Origin of the sequence: Streptomyces sp. NPDC002209 (assembly GCF_042890265.1) — a bacterium.
Classification (GTDB): domain Bacteria; phylum Actinomycetota; class Actinomycetes; order Streptomycetales; family Streptomycetaceae; genus Streptomyces.
On record NZ_JBIARX010000010.1, the window covers coordinates 1 to 16,923 of the forward strand.

Genomic DNA, 16,923 nt, shown 5'->3' on the forward strand with positions numbered 1-16,923 from the left:
CACGCTGTTGAGTTCTCAAGGAACGGACGCTTCCTTTGTACTCACCCTCTCGGGCTTTCCTCCGGGCTTCGTTCTTCGTTTCCGACTCTATCAGACTCTTTCGTGTCCGATTCCCGGTCGAAGCGGGGTTTGCTTTCCAGGTTTTCGCTTTCGCGTTTTCCCTTTCCGGCGATGCCGACTCTATCAGAAGTTTTCCACCGGATTTCCCGGCTTCGGATTCCTGGATGAGGAGTCGACCGTGCCCCAGTGGAATTCAATTCCTTGGGGGCGAGAGAGATGTTAAGCGATCGCTGCCGAACTTGTCCAGTTCGAGGCAACCGTTGAAATCTACCTCCCCACGGCGGCTGTGTCAACAGTCGCCGTGGGACGACGAGGAGACTAGCAGCTCAGCAGGGTCGTACGCACATCAGGCCGCGGTCGGCAGCGTGGCCGTCTGGTCGGCGGCCTCCACGTCGCCCGCCTCGCCGGCGCGCGAGGCCCGGCCGCCCAGGACGTAGACGTACGCCAGGAACGCGGCCTCGGCGGCGACGCCGATCGCGATGCGGGCCCAGGTCGGGAGGCCGGAGGGGGTCACGAAGCCCTCGATCAGGCCGGATATGAACAGGACCACCGCCAGGCCGATCGCCATCCCGAGCGCGGCGCGGCCCTGCTCGGCGAGGGCGGCGCGGCGGGTGCGGGGGCCCGGGTCGATGACCGTCCAGCCGAGGCGGAGGCCGGTGCCCGCGGCGACGAAGACGGCGGTCAGTTCGAGCAGCCCGTGCGGAAGGATCAGGCCGAGGAACACGTCCAGGCGGTCGGCCGAGGCCATCAGGCCGATGCCGGTGCCGAGGTTGAGCATGTTCAGGAAGAGGATCCAGAGCACCGGAATCCCCAGGAACGCGCCCAGGACCAGGCACATCGCGGCCGCCTGTGCGTTGTTCGTCCAGACCTGCGCGGCGAACGAACCCGCCGGGTTGCTCGAGTAGTACGTCTCGTACCCGCCGCCCGGCTTCGTGAGCGCCTTCAGGTCGTCCGGCGCCGCGATGGCGCTCTGGACCTCCGGGTGGGTGGCTATCCACCAGCCCATGAGCACCGCTATCGCGACGGAGACCAGGGCCGTCGGTATCCACCAGCGGCGGCTGCGGTAGACCGCGGCCGGGAAGCCGACGGTGAAGAAGCGGGCCGCGTCGCGCCAGCCTCCGCGGCGGGCGCCGGTCACCGTGGCGCGGGCGCGGGCGACGAGCTGGGTCAGCCGGCCGGTGAGCCCGGGGTCGGGGGCGCTGGACTGGATCAGGGAGAGGTGCGTGGAGGCCCGCTGGTAGAGCGCGACCAGCTCGTCCGCCTCGGCGCCCGTCAGCCGGCGGCCGCGGCCCAGCAGCTGTTCGAGGCGGTCCCATTCCGCCCGGTGGGCCGTCACGAAGACGTCGAGATCCATCCGGTTACCGCTCCCCTGCCCCAGGACCGTGCTTCTGCTTACTCCTACCGTGGTCAGCTTGGCAGACTGGACGACCAAGGGGCGGGTCCGGTCACGGGAAAGGTGTGCAGGGTGAGCGATCTGGTGACGGGGGACGCGGTCGTCCTGGGGCTGCGGCCGGCGAGGCTGCCGAGCCGGGCGCTGGCGATCTTCCTCGACCTGCTCGTGTACCTCACCGGGTACCTGATCATCTCGATCGGGCTGACCGTCGCGACCGCCTCGCTGGACGTCGCCGCGCAGGCCGCGGTGTCGGTGGCGAGCTTCGTCCTGGTGCTGGTCGGCGTACCGATCGCGGTGGAGACGCTGTCCCACGGGCGCTCGCTCGGCAAGCTCGCCTGCGGGCTGCGGGTGGTGCGCGACGACGGCGGCCCGATCCGGTTCCGGCATGCGCTGGTGCGCGGGGCGATGGGGGTCGTGGAACTGCTGGGGACCTTCGGGGCCGTGGCCTGCATCGCATCGCTGGTGTCGGCGCGGGGGCGGCGGCTCGGTGACGTGTTCGCGGGGGCGCTGGTCGTCCGGGAGCGGGTGGCGGGGGCTCCGGTGATGCCGATGCCTCCGCCGCCGCCGTGGCTGGCCGGGCGGTTCTCCGGGCTGGATCTGTCGGCCGTACCGGACGGACTGTGGCTGGCGATACGGCAGTACCTGACGCGGATGAGCCAGCTGGACCCGCAGGTGGGCGCCGCGATGGCGGCGAAGCTCGCGGACGATCTGGTGGCGCGTACGGGGACGCCGCCGCCGGTGGGGGTGCCGGCTGCCGCGTTCCTGATGGCGGTGGTGCACGAGCGGCAGGTGCGGGATGCGGCGCGCGCCTTCGGGCCCGGCCGCCCGGCAGGTCCGGCAGGTCCGGCAGGTCCGGCAGGTCCTGGAGGTTCGGCAGGCTTCGGTGCTCCCGTGCCCGGCGGACTCGTGCCCGTCGCGCCCGTGCCCGTCGCCCCCGCCATGCCGGTCGCTCCGGCCGCGCCCGTCGCGCCCGTCGCGCCCGCGGAGCCCGTACGGCGGACCGGGTTCGCCCCGCCTGCCTGAGCGGCTGCTCCGGCTACTCCTCGAACGTCGAGGGCGGGCTCTCCAGGTGCTCGAGCTCGATGCCCGGGGCCGCGAGGACCACGTCCCCGGCCAGGTGGACCGTGTGGACCTCGCCGGTGTCCAGGGCGGTGACCCGGTACTCGTCCACCACGAGCGGACCGCTGTCCGTCGCGTGCTCGGCGTGCCCCAGCAGCGCCCAGGCCTGGTCGACCGTGCGGGGGGCCAGTACCGGGTCGGTGAGCGCGACGAGCCGGACCCGGGTGGCGGGGGCTCCGGGAGTCAGGCGCAGCAGGCGGGCCGTGGCGACGAGGAAGGCGGGCGAGGTGCCGGTGAAGCCGGCGGCGGGGACGTTGCCCTCGGTGGCCTCGCTGCCGGTGGGGTCGGAGCGCACCCAGGTGACTCCGTCGATGGCGGCGCCGCGGACCTGCCAGCTGGAGGCGTTCACCTCGAGGCGGATGGGGCGGCCGAGTTCGTCGACCGCCAGGTCGACCGAGCCTCGGTGGTCGCCGTCCGGGCCGGTGAGCTGGGAGACGTAGCGCCAGCCGGAGGGGCCGGGGGCGCAGTGGAAGTGCTCCTCGCCGAGGGGGGTGTGGTCGTGCGGGTCGTGGAGCGAGTAGCGGCCGCGGGGCATCGTGTCGGTCCTTGCCTGGGTACGGGGCAGGCCCCCGGCATCCGAGCCGGGGGCCTGCGTGACGTGCTGTCGCTACTGCCGCGCGGGCATCAGTAGCGGTAGTGGTCCGGCTTGTACGGGCCCTCGATCTTGACGCCGATGTAGTCGGCCTGCTCGGGGCGGAGCGTGGTGAGCCTGACGCCGAGGGCGTCGAGGTGGAGGCGGGCGACCTTCTCGTCGAGGTGCTTGGGCAGCACGTAGACGTCGGTCGGGTACTCCTGCGGCTTGGTGAAGAGCTCGATCTGGGCCAGGGTCTGGTCCGCGAACGAGTTCGACATCACGAACGACGGGTGGCCGGTCGCGTTGCCCAGGTTCAGCAGACGGCCCTCGGAGAGGACGATGAGGACCTTGCCGTCGGGGAACTTCCAGGTGTGGACCTGCGGCTTGACCTCGTCCTTGACGATGCCCTCGACCTTGGCCAGGCCGGCCATGTCGATCTCGTTGTCGAAGTGGCCGATGTTGCCCACGATCGCCTGGTGCTTCATCTTGGCCATGTCCGAGGCCATGATGATGTCCTTGTTGCCCGTGGTCGTGATGAAGATGTCCGCCGTCTCGACGACGTCGTCCAGCGTCGCGACCTGGAATCCGTCCATCGCCGCCTGCAGCGCGCAGATCGGGTCGATCTCGGTGACGATGACGCGCGCGCCCTGGCCGCGCAGCGACTCGGCGCAGCCCTTGCCGACGTCGCCGTAGCCGAACACGACCGCGACCTTGCCGCCGATGAGGACGTCGGTGGCGCGGTTGATGCCGTCGATGAGCGAGTGGCGGCAGCCGTACTTGTTGTCGAACTTCGACTTCGTGACGGCGTCGTTGACGTTGATCGCCGGGAACAGCAGCGTGCCCTCGGCCATCATTTCGTACAGGCGGTGGACACCGGTGGTGGTCTCCTCGGTGACACCGCGGATCTCGGACGCGAGCTGCGTCCACTTCTGCGGGGTCTCGCCGAGGGTGCGGTTCAGCAGGGTGAGGATGTGGCCGTACTCCTCGGAGTCCGCCGTGGACGGGTCCGGGGCGGAGCCGACCTTCTCGAACTCGACGCCCTTGTGGACGAGGAGGGTGGCGTCACCACCGTCGTCGAGGATCATGTTCGGGCCGCCGGTGGGGGTGTTCGGCCAGGTCAGCGCCTGCTCCGTGCACCACCAGTACTCCTCCAGCGTCTCGCCCTTCCAGGCGAAGACGGGGACGCCCTGCGGGTTCTCCGGGGTGCCGTTCGGGCCGACGGCGATGGCGGCGGCCGCGTGGTCCTGGGTGGAGAAGATGTTGCAGGAGGCCCAGCGGACGTCGGCGCCGAGGGCGACGAGGGTCTCGATCAGGACGGCCGTCTGCACGGTCATGTGCAGGGAGCCGGTGATGCGGGCGCCGGCCAGCGGCTGGGCCTCGGCGTACTCCCGGCGGATCGACATCAGGCCGGGCATCTCGTGCTCGGCCAGGGTGATCTCCTTGCGACCGAAGGCGGCAAGGGAAAGGTCTGCGACCTTGAAGTCCATGGGTGCTGCTCCTCATGGTTCGAGAGGGTGGGTACGGCTGAGCCGCGCATCGCCTGTGGGGACGGTGCACCGAGCACTCAGTCCGTCGGGGGCCCTCTCTCCCCTCGGCCGGTCGCGAGGACCGCCCGACCGCCATCAGCAGCGACGCCTGACACTGATGACGAATCTACACCGATCGGCCGAGGGCGCCCCAGTGGGTCGGGGAAGAAGTCGCCGCGCGCAGGGGCGCGTCGACGGGCGCGGCGGGGCCTTTCGTGCGGGTGTGGCGCGGGGTCAGGCCTTGGCGGAGGTGTCCGACTCCGCGTGGTAGATGTCCGGCTCCAGGTAGATCACACGGGCGATCGGGACCGCCTCGCGGATCCGGGCCTCGGCGGCGTTGATGGCGTCCGCCACCTGCGTCGCGGTGTCGTTGCCCTCGACCGCGATCTTGGCGGCGACCAGGAGCTCCTCCGGGCCGAGGTGGAGGGTGCGCATGTGGATGACGCGGGTGACGACGTCGCCGTCGACGAGCGCGGCCTTGATCTTCTCGACGTCCTCCGTGCCCGCGGCCTCGCCGAGCAGCAGGGACTTGGTCTCGGCGGCCAGCACGACCGCGATGACGAGCAGCAGCGTGCCGATGCAGAGGGTGCCGATGCCGTCCCAGACGCCGTCGCCGGTCGCGAGGGCGAGGCCGACGCCGCCGAGGGCGAGGACCAGGCCGACGAGCGCGCCGAAGTCCTCCAGCAGGACCACCGGCAGCTCGGGGGCCTTGGCCCGCTTGATGAACTGGGTCCACGACAGGGAGCCGCGGATCTCGTTCGACTCCTTGATCGCCGTACGGAAGGAGAAGCTCTCGGCGATGATGGCGAAGACGAGCACGCCGATCGGCCAGTACCAGGCCTCGATGGGGTGCGGGTGCTGGACCTTCTCCACGCCCTCGTAGATGGCGAACATGCCGCCGACGGTGAAGAGCACGATGGAGACGAGGAAGGCGTAGATGTAGCGTTCGCGCCCGTACCCGAAGGGGTGTTGGGGCGTCGCCTCGCGCTGGGCCTTCTTCCCGCCGAGGAGCAGCAGCCCCTGGTTGCCGGAGTCGGCCAGCGAGTGGACGCTTTCCGCGAGCATCGACGACGACCCGCTGAAGACGAAGGCCACGAACTTGGCTACAGCGATGGCGAGGTTGGCGGCGAGTGCCGCCACGATCGCCCTGGTTCCGCCCGACGCGCTCATGGGTTTCCGGAGTCCCTTCCTCGGTACGGCGCTCCTGCCCGGGGCGCCGCGCTACGGCGGCACATTGTTGCAGCAGTGGCCCCGGACGCCATGTCAGAGGGCGACGGTGGCGCGGAAGATCGTGCCGATTCCGGACAGTTCGACCTTTTCGCCTGCCGGGACGAAGACCGACTCTCCGGGGGACAACGTCACTTCACCGGCCTTCGGGCGGCCCGCCGTGCAGAGCAGGATCTGCGGGGCGTCGTCCGGGAGCGTGTGCGGGGCGGCGCCGGCGGCCAGGGCGAAGCGGGAGAGGCGGAATTCGTCGATGGGGCACTCGTAGACCTCCTCGCCGTTGCCCTCGGGGCGCTGCACGGCCGGGTCTCCGGGCTCGAACCGCACGATCTTCAGCAGCTCGGGCACGTCCACGTGTTTGGGGGTGAGTCCGGCGCGCAGCACGTTGTCGGAGTTGGCCAGCAGTTCCACGCCGAGGCCGTCGAGGTAGGCGTGCGGGACGCCGGCGCCGAGGAACATGGCCTCGCCGGGCTGGAGTCGGACGTGGTTGAGGAGCATGGCCGCGATCACGCCCGGGTCGCCCGGGAAGTGGTGCACGAGCGAGGCGTACGGCGCGTACGGGCCGCCGAGGCGTTCGATCGCGGCGCCGGCCTCGGCCACCGTACGGGCCATCTCGGCGCGGTCCGCGGTCAGTACGGCGGTGAGCATCTCGCGCAGGGCCGCCTCCTCGGGATGCGCCCGGAGCAGGTCGACGTACGGCACGAGGGAGTTGACGCCGAGGCCCGCGAGCAGGTCGGCGGCCTCCAGCGGCGGGCGGAAGCCGCACAGGCCGTCGAAGTGGGTGAGCGCGCAGATCATCTCGGGCTTGTGGTTGGGGTCCTTGTAGTTGCGGTGGGCCGCGTCGACGGGGATCCCGCGGCGCTCCTCGTCGGCGTAGCCCTCCTTCGCCTGCGCGAGGTCGGGGTGGACCTGGAGGGAGAGCGGGGCACCGGCCGCGAGGATCTTGAGGAGGAAGGGCAGCCGGGGGCCGAACCTGGCGACGGCGGCCGCGCCGAGCTCGCGCTCGGGGTCGGCGGCGATGACGTCCGCGAGGGTGGTCTCGCCGGCGCCGCGGTCGAGGCGGGACGGGGCGCCCGGGTGCGCGCCCATCCACATCTCGGCCTGGGGCTCCCCGGTGGGTGCGACGCCGAGGAGCTCGGGGATCGCGGTGGTCGATCCCCAGGCGTAGGGGCGGATCGTGTTCGTCAGGCGGTCCATCTTCGTCCGTCTTCCTGGATGAAGGGCCGGCACGGTGGTGTGCTCAGCCGTGTCCCCTGGTCGCCAGCGCCAGGTAGGCGGTGGCGAAATCCGTGACGGCGAGGAGTTCGGCGAGCTGTTCCAGTTCGCTGCCTTCCTCTGGTTCGAGCTCGCTGATGGCCGTGTCGTGGCTGAGGGCGAGTTCGCGCGCGGCCGGGGCGGCGGTGAGGCCGCCGGTGGGCCGGTCGCGCAGCAGGACGATGCGGGCGCGGAGGGCCTGGGGCTCCTCCACCCGGTCACGGAAGAAGTCTTCGGGATCGGCGCCGGCGGCGAAGGAGCCGGCGAGCAGGACCCCGTGGGCGGGCAACGCCTCGGGGAGGTCGGCGGCCAGTGCGGGGCGGCCGGCGAGTTCGGCGAGCGTGGCGGCGAAGCGGCGGCCGGCCGGGCCCGCGCCGGCGCCCTCGCTCCAGATGAGCGGGAGGGTGTCGGCGAGCTCGGCGGCGAGGGTCTTGGCCGGGTTGGAGTAGGTGGCGATGGCCGGTCCGCAGCGCTCGGCGGTGTGGTCGAGCCGGTCGGCGACGCGCTGGAGGGTGTCCGGGGCGGCGGTGATCAGCCCGACCTTGTCGAGGAGCAGCAGCAGCGGGGTCAGCAGGGCCCACAGGGCGCCGGGGCCGGCCGCGGCGGATTCGTCGTACTCCTGGTACGGGGCCTTGGCCATCGGTACGAGGAGCCCGTGCGCGCCGTCCACGGCCTCGCTCAGCGGGGAGCGCTCGGGCGCGACGGCGACGACGGTGCAGCCGCGCCGGTAGGCCTGCTCGGCGAGGACGGCGAGCCCGGGTTCGGTGCCGTCGGTGGTGGCGATGAGCAGCAGGTCGACGGAGCCGGCCCAGCCGGGCAGTGTCCAGCGCAGGGCGCCGGCGGCGTGTGCGACCCCGGTGGGGTGCAGGCGGGTGACGGGTGCGGAGGCTCCGGCGAGGGCGCCGAGCAGGTCGGCCACGCCGGTGGCGGCGGTGCCGGGGCCCGCGATGAGTACGGCGCGGGGCCGCCCGTCGGGGCGCAGGTCGGCGAGGCCTGCCTCGGTCGCGTGCCGGGCTGCGGTACGGACTCTGGCTCCGGCCTCGGCGGCGCCGCGGAGCAGGCCGCGGCGGTCGGCGCGGGCGAGTTCGTCCGGTGCGTCGAGGAGCGACTCGTCGAGCATTGCGGCCTCCGGCTGACAGCTGGTTCAGAAGGGCGGGCGACTCGGTTGCTCGGGCGCCCGGCGCTGCGACGGGCGCCCCGTGGTGCCTGTGCGGTACCCGCGCGGCCCGGGGACGGCCGCCCCGGGTGCCGGGCGGCGGCTCAGGCGGGGCGGCGGGCCTCGTCGACGAGGAGGACCGGGATGCCGTCGCGGACCGGGTAGGCGAGGCCGCAGTCCCGGCCGGTGCAGATCAGCTCGGGAGCCGCTTCGTCGGCCGACTTGTCCTCGAGGGGCGAGTGGCAGGCGGGGCAGGCGAGGATCTCCAGAAGGCCGGCTTCGAGCGGCATGGGGCGGTTCCCTTCGAACATGCGGATTGGGCGAGGTCAGCGTACCGCCGGGCCGCACGTCGCGCGGCCCGGCAGTGACACGGTGCTGAAGACGCGGCCTGGATGCGTCCTAGGCGCGGACGAGGGCGAGGACCTCGTCGCGGACCTTGGCGAGGGTCGCGGGGTCGCGGGCTTCGACGTTGAGGCGCAGCAGCGGCTCGGTGTTGGAGGCGCGCAGGTTGAACCACCAGTCGGCGGAGCTGGCGGTCAGGCCGTCGAGCTCGTCGAGGGTGATGCCCTCGGCGGCGGCGTACGCGGCCTTGACGGCGGCGAGGCGGTCGGCCTGGTCGGCGACGGTGGAGTTGATCTCGCCGGAGCCCTCGTAGCGGTCGTAGGAGGCGACCAGCTCGGAGAGCGGGCCGTCCTGGCCGCCGAGGGCCGCGAGGACGTGGAGCGCGGCGAGCATGCCGGTGTCCGCGTTCCAGAAGTCCTTGAAGTAGTAGTGCGCGGAGTGCTCGCCGCCGAAGATGGCGCCGGACTTGGCCATCTCCTCCTTGATGAAGGAGTGGCCGACGCGGGTGCGTACGGGGGTGCCGCCGTGCTCGCGGACGACCTCCGGGACGGACCAGGAGGTGATCAGGTTGTGGATCACGGTGCCGGTGCCGCCGTTGCGGGCCAGCTCGCGGGCCGCGACCAGGGCGGTGACGGCGGACGGGGAGACGCCCTCGCCGCGCTCGTCGACGACGAAGCAGCGGTCGGCGTCGCCGTCGAAGGCGAGGCCGAGGTCGGCGCCCTCGGCCTTCACGCGGGCCTGGAGGTCCACGATGTTCTTCGGGTCGAGGGGGTTGGCCTCGTGGTTCGGGAAGGTGCCGTCCAGCTCGAAGTACATCGGGACGACGTCGAGGGGCAGGCCCTCGAAGACGGTCGGGACGGTGTGGCCGCCCATCCCGTTGCCGGCGTCCACGACCACCTTGAGCGGGCGGATGCCGCTGAGGTCGACGAGGGACTTGAGGTGCTCGGCGTACCCGGCGAGGGTGTCCTGCTCGGTGACCGTGCCCGGGACGACGGCGTCGGCGACGGCCGGGGCGCCCTGGTCGGACCACTGCTCGACGAGCTCGCGGATGGCGGAGAGGCCGGTGTCCTGGCCGACGGGGGCGGCTCCGGCCCGGCACAGCTTGATGCCGTTGTAGCGGGCCGGGTTGTGCGAGGCCGTGAACATCGCGCCGGGCAGGTCCAGCGTGCCGGAGGCGTAGTACAGCTGGTCGGTGGAGCACAGCCCGATCAGGGTGACGTCGACGCCGCGGGCGGCGGCGCCGCGGGCGAAGGCGCCGGACAGGGCGGGCGAGGAGGGCCGCATGTCGTGGCCGACGACGATCGCCGTGGCGCCGGTGACCTCGACGAAGGCGGCACCGAACAGCTCGGCCAGCGACTCGTCCCACTCGTCGGGTACGACACCACGTACGTCGTACGCCTTGACGATGTTCGAAAGATCTGCGGCCACTGCCTGCCCTCCTGAGGTGCTGTGCGTGGGGCAAACCTACCCTGCACGGAGAGCGACTTTTCAGACCATGTGTATGTCAGGAGTCGGGCGAACGCAGGACGCGCAGGTGTCCTCGACGGGTCTCCCCGGTGTTGCCGCCGCCGCTGCCCGGACGGGTTCCCCCGGCCTCGGCGGCGCGGTCGTGGGGGCGGGCCGCCTCGCGGACGGCGTTGGCCAGGGCTTCGAGGTCGTCGCCGCTCGGGCGGGACGGCGCGGAGCCGTCGGTGAGGCGCACGACGTCCCAGCCGCGTGGGGCGGTCAGGCGCTCGGAGTGCTCGGCGCACAGGTCGTAGCAGTGGGGTTCCGCATAGGTGGCGAGCGGGCCGAGAACTGCGGTCGAATCGGCGTAGACGTACGTCAGTGTCGCGACGGCAGGGCGGCCGCACGCAGTGCGCGAACAGCGACGTACAAGGCTCACGACGTTGGACGGTACCGCACTCTTGACCGGGCCGCGACGACTCTCCCGCAGGCCACTCCCCGTGTCGTGCCTGCGGCGGGGCGCGGCGGGTCCGCAAACCCCCGGGTGGGAGGGGTTGCGGGGGCTACGCTGCGGGGGTGACGGACAGCCACCTGCCCCCTGCCCCGCCCCGCCCCGCCGAGCCTCCCGCCGAGCCGCGGCCCCGCCGTCGCGACCGGCACGGGCGCGGGATGCGCGGGCCGCTGGCCCCGCCGCAGGTGCCGCTGTCGGCGAGCCGGGCGGAGCTGTTCGGGGACCTCGTACGGGACTCGGTCGAGCGCCTGGAGCGGCGCTGGCCGCAGCTGGCGGAGGTGGAGTTCGTGGTCGCGGACGTCCCCGGGCCGCCGGGCGGCCCGGACGCCGGCTGGAACGACGAGGCGGTGCCGCTCGGGGCGCTGTCGGAGGCGACGGGCACGGGGCGGCCGGCGCGGGTCGTGGTGTTCCGCCGGCCGGTGGAGATCCGCACGAAGAGCCGGGACGAGCGGGCCCTGCTCGTGCACGAGATCGTGGTGGAGCAGGTGGCGGAGCTGCTGGGGCTGTCCCCGGAGACGGTGGACCCGCGGTACGGCCAGGACTGACGGGCCGTACCGCAGGCGCCTACTGCTGGTCGGTCAGGACCGTGAGGTCCTGCGTGGCCTTGGGGACCGAGACCATCGCGTGGTCGTCCGACAGCGGCTGGACCGTGAACATCGGGGTGCCCTCGTGGGGCAGGGTCAGGGTGCGGGCCGCGTACACGGGGCCGCCGGAGACGGTCTCGACCGTCAGCGCGTAGGCGCCCTTGGCCCCGGCCGGGGCCAGCGACACCGTCTGCGTCGTGCCCGCCTTGACCGTGACCTCCTTCGAGGCCGGCTCCCCGGCCTCGGTGCCCGCCGAGGCCGTGACCTTCACCTTCGCGTCGGTTCCGCCCGCCGCCGTCAGCGAGAGCACCGTCGCGTTCTCGTCGGCCCGGTTGTCGGCGACCGTCGCCCGCGTCCCCACCGGCCCGGTCGCCGGGACGAAGCCCAGGTCCTGCTTGGCGCCGCTGCCGCGGACCACGCGGACGGCCGCCACCACCGGGACGGCCTTCTTCTGGTTCGCCGGGGCCAGCAGCAGCGAGCCCGCCTCGCCGCGGGTGACGTCCTTCAGGTCGAGGCTCGCCGTCATGCCGCCCTTGAGGTGCAGCTGCTCGTTGCCCGCCGGGCTGATCGAGCCGCCCGGCCCGGCCAGCTTGACGGTGAGGTCCGCGTCCTCCTCGCCCGGGGCGAAGGCGACCAGCCGTACGGAGGTGGCGTCCGCCGGGATGCCGGGCAGCACCAGCGAGCCCGCCGGGTCGGCGGCGGCCGGCAGCCAGTCGGCGCCCACCCCCTCCTCGCCGACCTGCACGGAGGCGCCGACCCGGCCCGCCCGGGTCGTCACATGGGCGGTGACGTCCGCGAGCTGGGCCCCGGGGGCCAGGGAGGACAGCGAGACGGACTTGGTGGACCTGGGGTCGATGCGGATGTTCTCGCCGGTGCCGCCCTCGGACTTGACCGCCCCGTCCGGGCCGAACATCTTGATGTCGATCACGGCCGCGGTGTCGTCCGGGTTGGTGAGGTGCACGTAGTCCTCGCGCCCCTTGGCCGTACTCGCGCCCGGGAACCAGAAGTCGGTGCCGGGCGCGGTGCAGCCGACGCCGAGGACGCCGCGCGCCCGGCCGACCGAGACCTTCGTGGTCTGCTGCGCGGTCCAGCCGGGGGCCAGGATCCCGTCGGCGACACCCACCAGTGCGGGCGCCTCCGCGCCGGAGGCGGCGGCCCCGGCCGGCTTGCCGCGCTCCTTGAGCTCGAGGACCGGCTTGGCCTCCTTGGTCGCGCCGAGGAGGCGGGCCGTGCCCTTGCCGCCGCCGGCCGCGCCGGGGGTGATCGCCGTGTACGTGGTCTCCGCGATGTCCGAGGAGCTGGGCGCCGGGCAGACCAGCGCGGACCGCTCCACCGGCATCCGGGCCGCGGCCGCCGGCTTGGCGTCGGCGCCCGGCGCGGCGGGGGCGGTGAGGTAGCCGACGCCGGTGACGGCCGCCAGGGCCGCGGCCACCGCCGCCAGCGTCAGGGGTGCGCGCTGCTTCACTGCTGGGGGCTCCCGTCCGGACGCGGGTCGTGCTGTCCGTAGGTGTCGTACGGCTGCTCGTACGGGGGGTAGGGGTACGGCTGCTGTTGCGGCTGTGGCGGGTACCCCTGCTGGGGGTCGTATCCCTGCTGCGGGTAGGGGTACTGCTCGTACTCCGGGGCCTGGGCGGGCGTCGGCACGTACGGCTGCTGGGGCTGCTGGGGCTGCTGGGGCTGCTGGTCGTACGCGTAGCCCTGGTCGCCGTAGGCCTGGTACGCGTACGTCTCCTCCCCGTACACCGGCTGCGCCGGGATCTGCGCGTACGGATCGGCGACCGCGCCCGAGGGCTCCTCGGCGGCGGCCGTCGCGGCAGCCGCGGACTCCGCTTCCGCGCGCAGCCGGCGGGCCCGGCGGCCCTCTCCGGCCTCGCCCGCGGCGGCCCGGTCGGCGGCTTCCGCCTCCTCCTCGGGCAGGTCGTCGTCGAGGCTCGCCCGGCGGCCGGGCAGGGCCATCACGAGCAGCACCAGCGCGAGGAGGCCCTGGGCCCAGTGCCAGGCGGTCCGGGTCAGCGCGTCCTCGTGGACGAGGTCGAGGCGGCCGCCGGCGGCGGGCAGTTCGAAGCCCTGCGCCCAGCCGTCGAGGGTCTTGGGCTTGAGGGGCTTGCCGTCGAGGGTGGCCTGCCAGCCGGGGGCGGCCCGGTCGGCGATGCGCAGCACTCGGCCGGCACCGCCCGCCTCGCCCGCCGGGATCTTGGTGTGGGCCTCGACGGGGCCGGAGGCGACCGGGATGGGGGCCTCGCCCGGCTTGCCGGAGACGATGACGGCGCGGGCGACCTGGCGGTCCACGCGCCACAGGGCGCTGCCGTCGAGCTGGCTGAGGCGGCTGAGGCCGGGGGTGGCGTCGAGGACCTTGCGCATCTGCTGCGGGGCCCCGTCGCGGACCAGGATGTAGCGGATGGCGAAGCCGCTGAGCTGGTCGGTCTGGTCGGCGCCGGAGCCGGCGACGAGGCTGGAGACGACCTTGTCGAGCTGGGGGCTGCTGCCGGCCGCGGCGGCGAGTTCGGCGTCGCCGAGGCGGCCGCCGGAGCCGCGGACCAGGGTGTAGGAGACGGTGGCGGGCGAGGTGCCGCCGAGGACGAGGGTGCGGGCCTGGTCGCGGGTGCCGCTCTCCTCGGCGACGAACGCGGGGACCTGGACCGGGTCGCGCCGCTCCAGCGGGCCGTCGGCGCCGCTGATCATCCAGCCGGCGGCGCCGAGCAGCGGGCCTGCGGCGGCGCCGAGCGCGATCAGCGCGGCCAGCGGCTGGCGCCAGCCGAAGCTGCTGGCGGCGACCCGCTCCTTGGCGCCCTCGGCGCCGACGGCGGCGGCCGCGAGGAGGGCCAGTCCGTAGACGAGGGTGGCGGGCCCGGCCCAGCCGGTGCGGTTGACGACGACGGCCAGGAGCAGGGCGGCCAGGGCGGCGGCCCAGGCGGTGCGGACGGCGAACCGGCGCTCGGCGCGCAGCAGCGCGGCCAGGGCGGCGAGGACGATGCCGATGAGCAGCAGGCCGCCGGCGGTACGCGGGCCGCCGGGGCTGATGCCGAGCAGGTCCAGGGCGGTGGCCGAGCCGGAGCCGAACGGCAGGCCGGCCTCGTGCAGGAGCCGGCCGGGGTGCATGAACAGCGTCAGCGACCAGGGGGCGAGCACGAGGAGCGGGACGGCGAGGGTGGCGAGCAGCCGCAGGCCGTACGTCTTCCACTGGGCGCGGCGCAGCACGAGGGCGGCGGTGCCGAGGACGGCGGCCAGCAGCCACACGACGGGGGTGAAGGCCATGGCCAGGGTCAGCAGCAGGGTGTACGTCCACACCGGGCGCCAGCCGGCCCGTTCGCCCTCGGCCGCGCCGAACCCGAAGGCGGCGACCGCCGAGCGGGCGATGAGCGGGAGCAGGATCGCGAGGACGGCGGTGCCGAGGCGGCCGCCGGCGAGGGCGCCGGTGACGGCGGGCAGGAAGGCGTAGGCGACGGCCGCCCAGGCGCGCAGCAGCCGGGAGTCGACCAGCGGCCGGGAGGCGAAGTAGGCGGTGAGCCCGGCGAGCGGGACGGAGCAGACCAGCAGCAGGGTCAGCGCCGCGCCGGTGGAGCCGAACAGCACGGTGGCGAAGGCCCCGAGGACGGCGAGGTACGGGGGCGCTCCGGCGGTGGAGCCGGCGGCGACGGGCTGCCAGTCGTCGGTGTAGCTGCGCCAGAGGGCGAGCCCGCTGTCGGGGGCGGGCAGCAGGGCGCCGCCCATGAGGGAGCCGCCGCCGAGCAGGGCGCGGCAGGCGATGACGGAGACGAGCAGGAGGAGGGCGAAGAGGACGGGCGCGGGGTTGCGGGCGATCCGCTTGAGGCGCGCGAACTGTTCGATCTCGAGGTAGTCGGCGTCGTCGCCGCCGGGGCCGGACTCGACGGCTCCGCCGTGCCGGCCGACGGCGGCCGAGTCGGTGTCGCGGTCGCCGCCGAAGTACCCGGCGAGCTGTTCGGCGTTGGCCCGCAGGCTCGCGCCGGGCGGCGGGAACAGGGGGCGCAGTTCCTTGGCGGGGACGGCGGGGCGGCCCCGTCTGCGGCGGGCGCCGAGGATCCGGCCGGGGCGCAGCAGGGTGGCGAGGAGGCCGGTGATCTCGTCGACGGCCTGGCCGGGGGCCTTGCCGACGAGGTAGGCGAGGGTGCGCAGCACCGTGCCGACCAGGAGGCGCAGCAGGACGTACGGCAGGGCGCGCCCGGAGCTGTTGGCGAGCACCGTGTAGACGGCGCCGGCCTTGTCGACGCGGTGGGGGCTGGCGCTGGTGCGTCCGGCGCAGTCGACGGTGCGGCGCTCGCGGGCGGAGGCCTCGGCGTGCCGCAGGACGGCGTCGGGGGCGACGAGGACGGTGTGGCCGGCGCTCTGGGCGCGCCAGCAGAGGTCGACGTCGTCGCGCATGAGGGGCAGGCGGCGGTCGAAGCCGCCGAGGGCCTCGTAGACGTCGCGGCGCACCAGCATGCCGGCGGTGGAGACGGACAGGACGGGGCGGACCTGGTCGTGCTGGCCCTGGTCCTGTTCACGGCGGTCGAGGCCGGTCCAGCGGCGGCCGCTGCGGGCGATGGTGACGCCGGCCTCGAGGAGCTGCTTCTTGTCGTACCAGCCGCGCAGCTTGGGGCCGATGACGGCGGCGTCGGGGTTGTCCTCGGCGACGCGCAGCAGTTCGGTGAGGGCGTCGGGTTCGGGGGCGCTGTCGTCGTGGAGCAGCCAGAGCCACTGGACGGGGTCGCCGTGGGGGAGCTCGGGGAGCTCATGGGCGTCGTCGCGCCAGGTGCGGCTGACGGGGTCCCAGCCGCTGGGGCGCTTGAGGTAGGGGAGGTCCTCGGGGCTCGGGGTGCCCGCGGTGCGGGCGGCTTCGTCGACGGCGGCGCCGAAGCCGGTGCGGCGGGCGAGGTGGAGGACGCGGTCCTCGCCGAGGGCCTCGCCGAGCAGGCGTGCGGATTCGTCGGCGCTGCCGGTGTCGGCGGCGACGTGGCTCTGCGCGGGGCGTTCCTGGCCGAGGAGGCCGGCGAGCGTCCTGGGCAGCCAGCGGGCGCCGTCGTGGGCGACGAGGACCGCGGTGACCACGTGCCGGGGGAACTCGGGTGTGGCGGCAGCCTGGTAGGAGGCCGTCGACTGGCTGTGCAGGGACATCGCTCTACTGGCCCTCCGGCCTGGGGGTCCCCCCGGACGCGGTCCGGGGAGTGGGTCCGGGGGTGGTTGTGCTCCCGGAGGCTGCTGGACAGCGCCCCACACTAACGGCTGGGAACACAGCGGTCCGCCTCCTGCGGGGAAGGTGCAGGAGGCGGACCGTTTGCTCTGCTCATTGCTTTGTTCTGAAGCTTTGTTCCGAAGCTTGTTCTGCGTACCGACCGGTGTTGCCCAGTGTTGCCCTGTGTTGCGCTGCGTGCTCAGACGGCTGCTTTTTTCAGCCGTCGGCGTTCGCGCTCGGACAGGCCGCCCCAGATGCCGAATCGCTCGTCGTTGGCGAGTGCGTACTCGAGGCATTCGGAGCGGACTTCGCAGGCGAGGCAGACCTTCTTGGCCTCGCGGGTGGAGCCGCCCTTCTCGGGAAAGAAGGACTCGGGGTCGGTCTGGGCGCAAAGAGCACGCTCCTGCCATCCGAGCTCTTCGTCCGCCTCCTCGACCAGCAGTTCCTGAAACAGCTCGGTCATGTGCGCCCCTCGCTCTGTCTGTGCGTCCCCGTGGTGGTGCCGTTACTGATCGCTACGTAACGACACGAGTGAAATTACAAGTGGGCCGCTCCAGCGCAGTC

The 16,923-nt window shown here is 73.4% G+C and carries 14 protein-coding genes; 2 read left to right on the top strand and 12 right to left on the bottom strand.

Annotated elements, in window-relative coordinates; translation table 11 throughout:
• Window positions 1–406: 406 nt before the first annotated feature.
• Window positions 407–1,414 carry a stage II sporulation protein M gene (locus ACFYXK_RS20615; protein ID WP_389412433.1) on the bottom strand — a complete coding sequence of 336 codons (1,008 nt, stop codon included), beginning with the start codon at window positions 1,412–1,414 and terminating at the stop codon, window positions 407–409.
• Window positions 1,415–1,525: 111 nt separating this feature from the next.
• Here ACFYXK_RS20615 and ACFYXK_RS20620 point away from each other — a divergent pair, with 111 nt between their 5' ends.
• Entirely contained in the window at window positions 1,526–2,476 is a 951-nt protein-coding gene (locus ACFYXK_RS20620; protein WP_389412434.1) for an RDD family protein, read from the top strand.
• A 13-nt stretch (window positions 2,477–2,489) separates the two neighbouring features.
• On the opposite strand, the gene ACFYXK_RS20625 is transcribed toward ACFYXK_RS20620, so the two are convergent.
• From ACFYXK_RS20625 to ACFYXK_RS20660, 8 genes are all read right to left on the bottom strand, one after another.
• A complete protein-coding gene (locus ACFYXK_RS20625) occupies window positions 2,490–3,107 on the bottom strand; it encodes a hypothetical protein (RefSeq protein ID WP_389412435.1) in 618 nt (205 codons plus the stop codon).
• Window positions 3,108–3,196: 89 nt separating this feature from the next.
• Window positions 3,197–4,633: an adenosylhomocysteinase gene (ahcY, locus tag ACFYXK_RS20630; protein WP_389412436.1), complete on the bottom strand. Its 1,437-nt coding sequence runs from the start codon at window positions 4,631–4,633 to the stop codon at window positions 3,197–3,199.
• A gap of 273 nt (window positions 4,634–4,906) precedes the next feature.
• The gene (locus ACFYXK_RS20635; protein WP_383514583.1) at window positions 4,907–5,842 is read right to left on the bottom strand and encodes a cation diffusion facilitator family transporter; all 936 of its coding nucleotides are present in this window, start codon (window positions 5,840–5,842) and stop codon (window positions 4,907–4,909) included.
• A gap of 93 nt (window positions 5,843–5,935) precedes the next feature.
• Complete coding sequence (gene manA, locus ACFYXK_RS20640) at window positions 5,936–7,093, bottom strand: mannose-6-phosphate isomerase, class I (protein ID WP_389412437.1); 1,158 nt, start codon at window positions 7,091–7,093, stop codon at window positions 5,936–5,938.
• A gap of 43 nt (window positions 7,094–7,136) precedes the next feature.
• Window positions 7,137–8,270, bottom strand: coding sequence for an SIS domain-containing protein (locus ACFYXK_RS20645; protein ID WP_383514589.1), 1,134 nt, complete (start codon window positions 8,268–8,270; stop codon window positions 7,137–7,139).
• Window positions 8,271–8,410: 140 nt separating this feature from the next.
• Complete coding sequence (locus ACFYXK_RS20650; protein WP_030296876.1) at window positions 8,411–8,596, bottom strand: Trm112 family protein; 186 nt, start codon at window positions 8,594–8,596, stop codon at window positions 8,411–8,413.
• Between the two features lie 109 nt (window positions 8,597–8,705).
• Window positions 8,706–10,076, bottom strand: coding sequence for a phosphomannomutase/phosphoglucomutase (locus tag ACFYXK_RS20655; RefSeq protein WP_389412438.1), 1,371 nt, complete (start codon window positions 10,074–10,076; stop codon window positions 8,706–8,708).
• A gap of 76 nt (window positions 10,077–10,152) precedes the next feature.
• Window positions 10,153–10,584, bottom strand: a complete 432-nt coding sequence (locus tag ACFYXK_RS20660; RefSeq protein ID WP_078988185.1) for a DUF3499 domain-containing protein — start codon at window positions 10,582–10,584, stop codon at window positions 10,153–10,155.
• A gap of 86 nt (window positions 10,585–10,670) precedes the next feature.
• Here ACFYXK_RS20660 and ACFYXK_RS20665 point away from each other — a divergent pair, with 86 nt between their 5' ends.
• Window positions 10,671–11,150, top strand: coding sequence for a metallopeptidase family protein (locus ACFYXK_RS20665; RefSeq protein ID WP_383514595.1), 480 nt, complete (start codon window positions 10,671–10,673; stop codon window positions 11,148–11,150).
• A 19-nt stretch (window positions 11,151–11,169) separates the two neighbouring features.
• On the opposite strand, the gene ACFYXK_RS20670 is transcribed toward ACFYXK_RS20665, so the two are convergent.
• The 3 genes from ACFYXK_RS20670 to ACFYXK_RS20680 all read right to left on the bottom strand — a co-directional run bounded on the left by ACFYXK_RS20670 (window position 11,170) and on the right by ACFYXK_RS20680 (window position 16,822).
• Window positions 11,170–12,654 (bottom strand): DUF5719 family protein, encoded by a 1,485-nt coding sequence (locus ACFYXK_RS20670; protein ID WP_389412439.1) that lies wholly within the window; start codon window positions 12,652–12,654, stop codon window positions 11,170–11,172.
• A complete protein-coding gene (locus tag ACFYXK_RS20675; RefSeq protein ID WP_389412440.1) occupies window positions 12,651–16,301 on the bottom strand; it encodes a glycosyltransferase in 3,651 nt (1,216 codons plus the stop codon). The genes ACFYXK_RS20670 and ACFYXK_RS20675 overlap by 4 nt, the downstream gene beginning before the upstream one ends.
• A 257-nt stretch (window positions 16,302–16,558) precedes the next feature.
• The gene (locus ACFYXK_RS20680; RefSeq protein WP_003983763.1) at window positions 16,559–16,822 is read right to left on the bottom strand and encodes a WhiB family transcriptional regulator; all 264 of its coding nucleotides are present in this window, start codon (window positions 16,820–16,822) and stop codon (window positions 16,559–16,561) included.
• Window positions 16,823–16,923: the final 101 nt, after the last annotated feature.